General features: G+C 65.8%; 8 protein-coding genes. 5 read left to right on the top strand and 3 right to left on the bottom strand.

Going from position 1 to position 9,284, the window contains the following annotated elements; translation table 11 throughout:
* Positions 1-66: 66 nt before the first annotated feature.
* From macA to AC25ND_RS10465, 3 genes are all read left to right on the top strand, one after another.
* A complete protein-coding gene (gene macA / locus AC25ND_RS10475) occupies positions 67-1,221 on the top strand; it encodes a macrolide transporter subunit MacA (RefSeq protein ID WP_088853023.1) in 1,155 nt (384 codons plus the stop codon).
* Between the two features lie 2 nt (positions 1,222-1,223).
* A complete protein-coding gene (locus tag AC25ND_RS10470) occupies positions 1,224-3,227 on the top strand; it encodes a MacB family efflux pump subunit (RefSeq protein ID WP_486976289.1) in 2,004 nt (667 codons plus the stop codon).
* 124 nt (positions 3,228-3,351) lie between these two features.
* On the top strand, positions 3,352-4,161 hold the full coding sequence (locus AC25ND_RS10465) for a substrate-binding periplasmic protein (protein WP_069016639.1): 810 nt from the start codon (positions 3,352-3,354) through the stop codon (positions 4,159-4,161).
* A gap of 55 nt (positions 4,162-4,216) precedes the next feature.
* Here the strand turns inward: AC25ND_RS10465 and AC25ND_RS10460 are convergent, their stop codons facing one another.
* A complete protein-coding gene (locus AC25ND_RS10460; RefSeq protein WP_069016640.1) occupies positions 4,217-4,498 on the bottom strand; it encodes a hypothetical protein in 282 nt (93 codons plus the stop codon).
* A 284-nt stretch (positions 4,499-4,782) separates the two neighbouring features.
* On the opposite strand from AC25ND_RS10460, the gene AC25ND_RS10455 reads away from it, so the two are divergent.
* Positions 4,783-6,870: a putative bifunctional diguanylate cyclase/phosphodiesterase gene (locus AC25ND_RS10455; RefSeq protein ID WP_486976288.1), complete on the top strand. Its 2,088-nt coding sequence runs from the start codon at positions 4,783-4,785 to the stop codon at positions 6,868-6,870.
* Here AC25ND_RS10455 and AC25ND_RS10450 read toward each other — a convergent pair.
* The gene (locus AC25ND_RS10450) at positions 6,867-7,130 is read right to left on the bottom strand and encodes a DUF1652 domain-containing protein (RefSeq protein ID WP_236180633.1); all 264 of its coding nucleotides are present in this window, start codon (positions 7,128-7,130) and stop codon (positions 6,867-6,869) included. The genes AC25ND_RS10455 and AC25ND_RS10450 overlap by 4 nt on opposite strands.
* A gap of 299 nt (positions 7,131-7,429) precedes the next feature.
* On the opposite strand from AC25ND_RS10450, the gene AC25ND_RS10445 reads away from it, so the two are divergent.
* Positions 7,430-8,659 (top strand): pyridoxal phosphate-dependent aminotransferase, encoded by a 1,230-nt coding sequence (locus AC25ND_RS10445; RefSeq protein WP_236180632.1) that lies wholly within the window; start codon positions 7,430-7,432, stop codon positions 8,657-8,659.
* On the opposite strand, the gene AC25ND_RS10440 is transcribed toward AC25ND_RS10445, so the two are convergent.
* Positions 8,585-9,232, bottom strand: a complete 648-nt coding sequence (locus AC25ND_RS10440) for a DUF1345 domain-containing protein (protein WP_236180631.1) — start codon at positions 9,230-9,232, stop codon at positions 8,585-8,587. The two genes, AC25ND_RS10445 and AC25ND_RS10440, sit on opposite strands and share 75 nt — an antisense overlap.
* Between the last annotated feature and the right edge of the window lie 52 nt (positions 9,233-9,284).

The raw sequence follows: 9,284 nt of genomic DNA, 5'->3' as shown, positions 1-9,284 counted from the left end.
CACCGTCGTGGGCGCGGGCCATGCCCGCGCCCACGGGACCTCAGCGGATTCTGGAAGAACGGTTTTATGGAAAAGACGAAGTTTCGCAAGATCACCCTTGGGCTCGCCGCGGTCCTGGTCGCCGGCATCGTGCTGTACGCGGTGCAGGCCCCGGCCAAGCCGCCGCAGTACATCACCGCCACGGTCGAACGTGGCGACATCGAGAACGCGGTGCTGGCCACCGGCACCCTGGAGGGCATCCGCCAGGTGGACGTTGGCGCCCAGGTTTCCGGGCAGCTCAAGTCGCTGAAGGTCAAGCTCGGTGACAAGGTCAGCGAGGGCCAGTGGCTGGCCGAGATCGACCCGCTGGTGCCGCAGAACACCCTGCGCCAGGCCGAGGTCGACGAGGAGAAGCTGCAGGCCGAGCGCCGCTCGGTGCAGGCCAAGCTCAAGCAGGCCAGGCGGGTCTACGAGCGGTACGAGGTGCTGCAGGACGACGAGTCGATTTCGCGCCAGGATTTCGAGAGCGCCGAGTCCGAGTTCGAGGTGCAGCAGGCCAACCTGCGCTCGCTGGACGCGCAGATCAAGAGCGCCCGGGTACAGATCGACACCGCCAGGGTCAACCTCGGCTACACCCGCATCGTCGCGCCGATCAATGGCCATGTGGTGGGCATCGTCACCCAGGAAGGCCAGACGGTGATCTCCAACCAGTTGGCGCCGGTGATCCTCAAACTGGCCGATCTCGACACCATGACCATCAAGGCCCAGGTGTCGGAGGCCGACGTGATCCATATCAGCCCCGGCCAGCAGGTGTACTTCACCATCCTCGGCGATGACCAGCGCTATTACGCAAAGCTGCGCGGCACGGAGCCCGCGCCGCAGAACTACCTGGAGAGCAGCGACAAGAACAGCGGCGCGGCCAAGCAGGCCAGCGCGGTGTTCTACAACGCACTGTTCGAGGTACCCAACCCCGAGCACCGCCTGCGCATCTCGATGACCGCCCAGGTGCGCATCGTCCTCGACACCGCCCAGGGCGTGCTCACCGTGCCGGTGGCGGCACTGGGCCCTCGCGACGCCGACGGCAGCTTCCCGGTACGGGTGATCGATGGCAAGGGCTTCGCCCAGGTGCGCAAGGTCCAGGCAGGGATCAACAACAACGTCAAGGTGCAGGTCAAGGACGGCCTGGCCGAAGGCGACCGGGTGGTGATCGGCGAGCCGGTGTCGGGCGAGGCGGGGGCGTGAGCATGAACATGACCGTCGAGCTGTCACCGCACCTGGCGCGGCCCGCTGGCCAAGAGCAGCCGCTGTTGCGCCTGCAAGGGGTCAGCCGCAGCTTCATGGCCGGCGACCGTGAGTTCCTGGCGCTCAAGGGCATCGACCTGCAGATTCATGCCGGTGAGCTGGTGGCGATCATCGGCGCCTCGGGCTCGGGCAAGTCGACCCTGATGAACATCCTCGGCTGCCTGGACCATGCCAGCGCCGGCAGCTACCAGGTCAGCGGCCAGGAAACCCGTGACCTGGACGACGACGCCCTGGCGGCGCTGCGGCGCGACCATTTTGGTTTCATCTTCCAGCGTTACCACCTGTTGCCGCACCTGGATGCCCTGCGCAACGTCGAGATCCCGGCGGTGTATGCCGGCGTGTCCCAGGCCGGGCGCCATGCCCGCGCCCGCGAACTGCTCGGGCGGCTGGGCCTGGCCAGCCATCTGGCGCACCGCCCGAGCCAGCTGTCCGGCGGCCAACAGCAGCGGGTGAGCATCTGCCGGGCGCTGATGAACGGCGGCGAGGTGATCCTCGCCGACGAACCCACCGGCGCCCTCGACACCGCCAGCGGCAAGGAGGTGATGAACATCCTGCTGGAACTGCACGCTGCCGGGCACACGGTAATCCTGGTGACCCACGATCCCAAGGTCGCCGCCCACGCCGAGCGGATCATCGAGGTCAGCGACGGGCAGATCGTCAGCGACCGCCGCACCCGGCCCGAGGCACCGGCGCCGACCGCCGCGGCCGCGCCGGCTGTCGAGCAGGCGCGGCCGCGGCTGGTGGCCAGCCTGGGTTTGTTCCGCGAGGCGTTCAAGATGGCCTGGATCGCCCTGGTCTCGCACCGCATGCGCACCTTGCTGACCATGCTCGGGATCATCATCGGCATCACCTCGGTGGTGTCGATCTCGGCCATCGGCGAAGGCGCCAAGGGCTACGTGCTCAAGGACATCCAGGCGATCGGCAGCAACACCATCGACATCTATTCGGGCACCAGTTTCGGCGACAGCCGGGCCAAGGCCATCGAGACCTTGATGCCGGCCGATGTGACGGCGCTCAACGCGCTCTACTACGTCGACAGCGCCACGCCGGTGATCGGCCAGAGCTCGCTGGTGCGCTACCGCAACATCGACGCCGACGTACAGCTCAACGGCGTCAGCGAGCAGTACTTCCAGGTGCGCAACATTCCGCTGGCCTCGGGGATCGTGTTCAGCGCCGACGACGCCCGGCGCCAGGCGCAGGTGGTGGTGATCGACCACAACACGCGCAAGCGCCTGTTCGGCGACGGGGTCAACCCGCTGGGGCAGGTTATCCTGGTCGGCAAGCTGCCGTGCACGGTGATCGGCGTGACCGCCGAGAACAAGAACCTGTTCGTCGCCGGCAACACGCTCAACGTGTGGATGCCCTACGAGACCGCCGCCGGGCGGGTGCTCGGCCAGCGCCATCTGGACAGCATCAGTGTGCGGATCAAGGACGGCATGCCGAGCAAGCGGGTGGAGGAGGAGGTCAACAAGCTGATGCTGCAGCGCCATGGCACCAAGGACTTCTTCACCAACAACCTCGACAGCATCATGCAGACCGTGCAGAAGACCAGCCGCTCGCTGACCTTGCTGCTGTCGCTGATCGCAGTGATTTCACTGGTGGTCGGGGGGATCGGGGTGATGAACATCATGCTGGTATCGGTCACCGAGCGGACCCGGGAGATCGGCATTCGCATGGCGGTGGGGGCGCGGCAGTCCGATATCCGCCAGCAGTTCCTGGTGGAGGCGGTGATGGTCTGCCTGATCGGTGGGGTGATCGGGATCGGGTTGTCCTATGGGATCGGTTATTTGTTCGCGTTGTTCGTCAAGCAGTGGGAAATGGTGTTTTCGCTGGGATCGATCGTCACGGCGTTCGTGTGTTCGACGCTGATCGGAATCGTGTTCGGCTTCGTGCCGGCGAGGAATGCGGCGCGGTTGGACCCGATCGAGGCGTTGGCGCGGGATTAGACGGTGTTGCGCCTGCCGGCGCGGCACAATGGTTCATCATGTCGCATATGGCATTCGTGCGTTTCTCGTGCACACTGTGTAGGGCCATGCTGTCAGTGGCGTAATCCATGGTACGAGGAGCGCAATGAGCGGACATTGTCTGGGCCTGTCTGTGTTGTTGTCGTTCGCCTTGGCGGTGGCGCCCAAGCTTGCCGTTGCCGCTGACGCCTGCCAGCACCTGACCGCCACCGGCAATCCGGACTATCCACCCTACCTGTGGCGTGATCCGCATGACCCCGGGCGGCTGATCGGCGCCAACGCCGACCTGCTCAAGCAGGTGGCCAAGGAACTGGGGCTGGTGGTGGACGTGGTGTATGTCGGGCCGTGGTCCAGAGCCCAGGAAGAGGTGAATACCGGGCGTGTCGACATGCTCGCGGGGTATTTTCGCACCCAGGCGCGGGAGCAACTGGTGGACTTCGTCAGCCCGCCGTTCCTGTTCAACTCCAGCGTGGTCTGGGTACGCAAGGGCGAGGGCTTCGCCTACAGCGACTGGTCCGACCTCAAGGGGCGGCGTGGCGGAACACTGGTCAACAACAGCCACGGCCAGGCCTTTGACGACTATGCGCGGGCGCAGCTCGTGCTCGAGGCCGTGCCCAGCGTCACCCAGGCCTTCCAGAAACTGCTGCTCAAACGCAGCGACTATGTGATCTTCGAACACTACCCAGGCCTGGCCCTGGCCCGCATGCTGGGCAAGGAACAGGCGCTTGAAGTGCTCGACCCACCGGTCTCCAGCGAGGGGTTGTACCTGGCACTGTCGCACAAATCGGGCTGCAACAAGCCGGCGCTGCGCGAGCAGCTGGCGCGCAAGATGAAGGCGCTGGTCGGCGGGCCATTGCCCGAGCAACTGGTGGCCGAGAACCTGCAGCGCTGGAAGCGTCAGCAGACGGGCCAATAACGCATCCGCCTGCCTGTCGCAAGAAGGTCGCCGCGTTGATCGAGCGAGCGCTGGGCTAGCCTTTGCACCTGGCCACGACCACCTTGCAGGTGTGCGGGGCGCCGCCCGACCTGCCGGCGTAGCGCACGCAGCTGTCCAGTGACTTCTTGCTGGCCATGGCCAGGGTGGGGCCGAAGGCCAGGCCGCCTTCGCCGCTGCTGGGCAGAGCCTTGGCGTAGCAGTTTGCGCCTTGGGCCGCGTAGCGGGTGGTGGCGTGTTTGCTTGAACAGCCGGCAGTCAGACACAGCGCGAAGACAAGCAGGGTGAGCAACGCTGCCTGGTTGGGTGGGGTGGCCATTGCGAGCTCCTGGGGCAGCAAGTTTGCAGGGGGGCGGCCTGTTGAGATTAGCTGGAGTCGCTTCGTTTGGCTTGGGTTTCGTCGTGACGCGATGAGGCCCGAAACGACAAGTGGCAATATGCCTTCAATTGCTGGGCAATGCGCTCTAGCCCAGTCCCTGCGGCGCCTCCTGCCGTTCATTGGATCCATTGAGCTTCGCGAAAACCCCGTGCGTTTCGCCAAAGCTTGAGTACAATCATCGGCTTTTTCCGGGCCTTCCCCCGGGCCTGTTCCTGGAAGTGCAAATGCTGATCGGTAGTTACTCATCCTCGCTGGTGTTGATCTCGCTGTGCGTGGCCATCCTTGCCTCTTATACGGCCCTGGACCTCACCGGGCGCATCGCCACGGCCAAGGGGCGCGCGGTGTACCTGTGGATGGGCGGCGGGGCGTTTGCCATGGGCATCGGTATCTGGTCGATGCACTTCATCGGCATGCTGGCGTTCAGCCTGCCGATCGAGCTGGGTTATGACACCACGCTTACGGTCCTGTCGCTGCTGATCGCGGTGGCCTCCTCAGGCTTTGCGCTATGGCTGGTGAGCCAGCCGCGACTGCCGTGGCTGCAGTTGGTGTTCGGCGCCTTGATCATGGGCACCGGCATCGCCTGCATGCACTACATGGGCATGGCCGCGCTGCGCATGCAGCCGGGCATCGACTACGACCCGACGCTGTTCGGCGTGTCGCTGGCCATCGCGGTGGGGGCGTCGGCGGCGGCGCTGTGGATCGCCTTCCGCCTGCGTCAGCACACCCCCTATGTGCGTCAGATCCGCGGTGTCGCGGCGGTGGTGATGGGTATCGCCATCGTCGGCATGCACTACACCGGCATGGCTGCGGCCAGCTTCCCGGCGGGCAGCTTCTGCGGCGCGCTGGCCACGGGCCTGGCCGGCGACGGCCTGGACTACCTGGTGCTGATCACCACCCTGGCGGTGCTGGCGGTTGCCCTGTTGACCTCGGTGCTGGACGCCCGCCTGGAGGCGCGCACGGCGGAGCTGGCCCGCTCGCTGACCCTGGCCAACCAGGAGTTGACCCAGCTGGCCCTGCACGACACCCTGACCGGCCTGCCCAACCGCACGCTGCTGGCCGACCGTATCGACCAGGCCATGGGCCGGGTGGCGGAACAGGGCGGCTGCTTCGCCCTGATGTTCATCGACCTGGACGGCTTCAAGCCGGTCAACGATGCCTTCGGCCACCATGTTGGCGACCTGTTGCTCAAGGTCGTGGCGGCACGCCTGCGCGGCCATCTGCACAGCCAGGACACCCTGGCGCGGATCGGCGGCGACGAGTTCGTGCTGCTGGTGGAGCTGGACGAGCCGGACGACGCCATGAACGTCGCGGTCAAGCAGGTCAACCTGATGGCCAGGCCGTTCCGCGTGGCCGAACACGACCTGCAGCTGTCGGCGAGCCTGGGCATCGTGCTGTACCCGGGCAACGGCCTGGACCAGCATGAGCTGCTGCGCAATGCCGACGCAGCCATGTACCACGCCAAGAGCGCCGGCAAGAACGGCTACAGCTTCTTCGACGCCTCGATGAACAGCAACGCCCGCCAGCAACTGCAACTGCTGCAGGACCTGCGCACGGCCCTGGAGCACAACCAGTTCCGCCTGCATTACCAGCCCAAGTTCGACGCCGTGCAGCGCCAGCCCATCGGCGCCGAGGCCCTGCTGCGCTGGGAGCATCCGCAACATGGCCTGATACTGCCGGACCGCTTCATCGGCCTGGCCGAGAAGACCGGCCTGATCATTCCGATCGGCGAGTGGGTGCTGGGCGAAGCGTGCCGGCAGATGCGCCAGTGGCTGGACGAGGGCAACGAAGACTGGCGCATCGCGGTCAACCTGTCGGCCATTCAGTTCTGCCATGCCGGGCTGGTCGACAGCGTGGCCCAGGCCCTGAGCGAGAACGGCCTGCCGGCCAACCGCCTGACCCTGGAAATCACCGAAACCACCGCCATGCGCGATGCCGACGCCAGCCTGCATGTGCTGCAGCGTCTGTCGGACATGGGCGTGGACCTGTCCATCGACGATTTTGGCACCGGGTATTCCAGCCTGATGTACCTCAAGCGTCTACCAGCCAACGAGCTGAAGATCGACCGCGGCTTCGTGCGCGATCTGGAACAGGACAGCGACGATGCGGCGATTGTCTCGGCCATCGTCGCCCTGGGCCAGGCGCTGGGCTTGCGGATTGTCGCCGAAGGGGTGGAAACCGACCGCCAGCAGGACTTCCTCACCCGCCTGGGCTGCGATTCGCTGCAGGGCTACCTGCTTGGCCAGCCGGTGCCGCCCGAGCAGTTCATGAAAGGGTTGCAGACGTTGAAGGCGCGCCAGGAACAGGCAATCTAGACGGCGTTGCGCATGGGGCTGGCCAGCAGGTCGAAGATTTCCATCTCGGCTTCCACAGCCTCGATGATCCGCTCGACATCGGCGGCGGGCATGATGGTGGCGCAGGGAATGCCGGCGATTGCCAGCAGGGTCTCGCCAGTGACCCGGTCGAACAGCCGGGCGACCATGCTGCGCGGGGCATCCATGCTGGCCTCGAAGCCCAGCGGATGGAAATGCCAACGCATCACCTGGCAGGCGTTGGGGAACGTCATCTTGTTCATGCCAGCCTCCTTGTTCGTGTCCTGAACGCGGTGATTTCGTAGCGGTAACACTGTGGCCTTCCTGGCAGTCGGGACTCTAACCATAGCACCTGCCATGGCAGTAATCGCCAGAAAATAAGGCAGATGTACTAATACATGACGGCGGTCACAGTCCTGTCACGATGAACGGTGGGTGTCTATCCGCCGGGGCAAACGTTTTCCCCGTGGGCGGGCGGCTGGCAGCGAGCGTTGCTCTGCTATGTTTATCGGCAGCGATTTTTCGGACCAACGGTGTCGGCCGGGCAGACAGGGAGACAGTCATGCGTTTTTCCACGCTTACCCAACGTATTGCCGGCCATGCATTCGCCGCCTGGGACATTCATTACCAGGCCCTGGAGCAACGCCGCCTGGGGCGCGAAATCTTTCTGCTATCGGTGGGCGACCCGGACTTCGATACCCCGGGCCCGGTGGTCGAGGCCGCTGTGGCCAGCTTGCGGCGCGGCGATACCCATTACAGCGATGTGCGTGGCAGTCTCGCCTTGCGTGAGGCTGTGGTGCGCCACAGCCAGTTATCTTTGGATCCCGCGCAGGTCGTGGTGACCGCCGGAGCCCAGTGCGGCCTGTTCGCGACCTTTCAGTGCCTGTTCGAGCCCGGCGACGAGGTGATCGTCGCCGAGCCCATGTACGTGACCTATCACGGCGTGTTCGGTGCCTGCGGTGCACGGGTCGTACAGGTCGCGGTGCGGCCGGAGCAGGGGTTTCGCCTGGATCCTGCCGCGGTGGCCAGGGTGATCACTCCGCGCACCCGGGGCCTGCTGCTCAACAGTCCGCACAATCCGACGGGCGCGATGATCGACCAAGCCGACCTGGAGCGCCTGGCGCAGTTATGTCGGGAGCATGATCTGTGGCTGGTCTGCGATGATGTCTACCAGTCGCTGCTGTACGAAGGTGAGGCGCCCAGTCCGTTGAGCCTGCCAGGCATGGCCGAGCGCTGCGTGTTGATCGGCAGCCTGTCCAAGTCCCATGCGATGAGTGGCTGGCGGGTCGGCTGGGTGATCGGCCCGCCGCTGTTCGCCCAGCACCTCGGCACACTGGTGATGAGCATGCTGTTCGGCCTGCCGGAGTTCGTCATGCATGCGGCTTGCGTGGCACTGGACCAGGCTGGGGTAGACGTACGGCGGATGCGTGAGGTCTACCGACAGCGGCGTGACCGGGTCTGCGCGGCGCTGGGGGGCTGCCCGGGCATTCATGTCCATCGGCCGGTCGGCGGCATGTTCGTGATGCTTGATATTCGCGGCAGCGGGCTCGGCGCCCAGGCGTTCGCCCAGCGCCTGCTGGACGAGGAGGGCGTGGCCCTGCTGCCGGGTGATGGGTTCGGGCCGAGCGCGGCGGGACATCTGCGCCTGGGGCTGGTGCTGGAGGCCGCGGTGCTAGAGCAGGTGTGTCGGCGCATCGCCGCCTGCGCGCTGCGGGTGCTAGCCGAGCAACCCGGCGGCGATGTTGATGGTAAAACCGAGGATCGCCGTGTTGAACACGAAACCTACCAGTGAGTGTGCCAGCACCACCCGGCGCATGGCCCGGCCGGCGACGCCGATGTCCGAGGTCTGCACGGCGACGTTGATGGTGAACGAGAAGTAGTGGAAGTCCCAGTAGTCCGGGTTACGCTCGCCGTCGGCAAAACGCAGGGGCGGTTCATGGCGGTCGCCGGTATAGAACAGCCGGGCGTAGTGCAGGCTGAAGATGCAGCCGATCAGCAGCCATGAACCGGCCACGGTCAGGCCGGTGTACAGATAGTGCAGGGCCAGGGCGCCGCCCTCCAGGCCGCGGCTGGATACCAACTGCTGGGTGACGGCGGCCAGGCTGGCGATGGCCGAGACGCAGACGGTGATCAACACCAGACCGGCGTTTTCATCCTCGATGCGGGCGACCTTGCGCACTCGCTCGGCATTGGCCCGCAGGCTCAGCCACACGACCATGGCCAGGTACAGCCAGACGCCAAGGTTCCAGCCGGCAAGGATGTGCTGCACGGTGTCGCCGGCGGGTATCAGCCAGCCGCCGAGCAGGCCGGCCAGGGTGGCGATACTGAGACGGGGGTGGGTGCGGGTGAGGTGGTGGAAGGCCATGCGGTCCCTTGGTGGATGAGCGTGGGTGAACTGTAGACCAGATGCGGCCCTG

It is taken from the genome of Pseudomonas sp. P110(2024) (genome assembly GCF_057480795.1).
Note: the sequence above shows the minus strand (reverse complement) of the source record. Positions and strands in the feature narration are given on the sequence as shown.

What these genes read in the sequence shown, in the direction of transcription:
- AC25ND_RS10445 (WP_236180632.1), top strand. Translation starts at nt 7,430, where the DNA reads ATGCGTTTTTCCACGCTTACCCAACGTATTGCCGGCCATGCATTCGCC.
- AC25ND_RS10440 (WP_236180631.1), bottom strand. Translation starts at nt 9,232, where the DNA reads ATGGCCTTCCACCACCTCACCCGCACCCACCCCCGTCTCAGTATCGCC.
- AC25ND_RS10450 (WP_236180633.1), bottom strand. Translation starts at nt 7,130, where the DNA reads ATGAACAAGATGACGTTCCCCAACGCCTGCCAGGTGATGCGTTGGCAT.
- AC25ND_RS10470 (WP_486976289.1), top strand. Translation starts at nt 1,224, where the DNA reads ATGAACATGACCGTCGAGCTGTCACCGCACCTGGCGCGGCCCGCTGGC.
- AC25ND_RS10455 (WP_486976288.1), top strand. Translation starts at nt 4,783, where the DNA reads ATGCTGATCGGTAGTTACTCATCCTCGCTGGTGTTGATCTCGCTGTGC.
- AC25ND_RS10465 (WP_069016639.1), top strand. Translation starts at nt 3,352, where the DNA reads ATGAGCGGACATTGTCTGGGCCTGTCTGTGTTGTTGTCGTTCGCCTTG.
- macA (WP_088853023.1), top strand. Translation starts at nt 67, where the DNA reads ATGGAAAAGACGAAGTTTCGCAAGATCACCCTTGGGCTCGCCGCGGTC.
- AC25ND_RS10460 (WP_069016640.1), bottom strand. Translation starts at nt 4,498, where the DNA reads ATGGCCACCCCACCCAACCAGGCAGCGTTGCTCACCCTGCTTGTCTTC.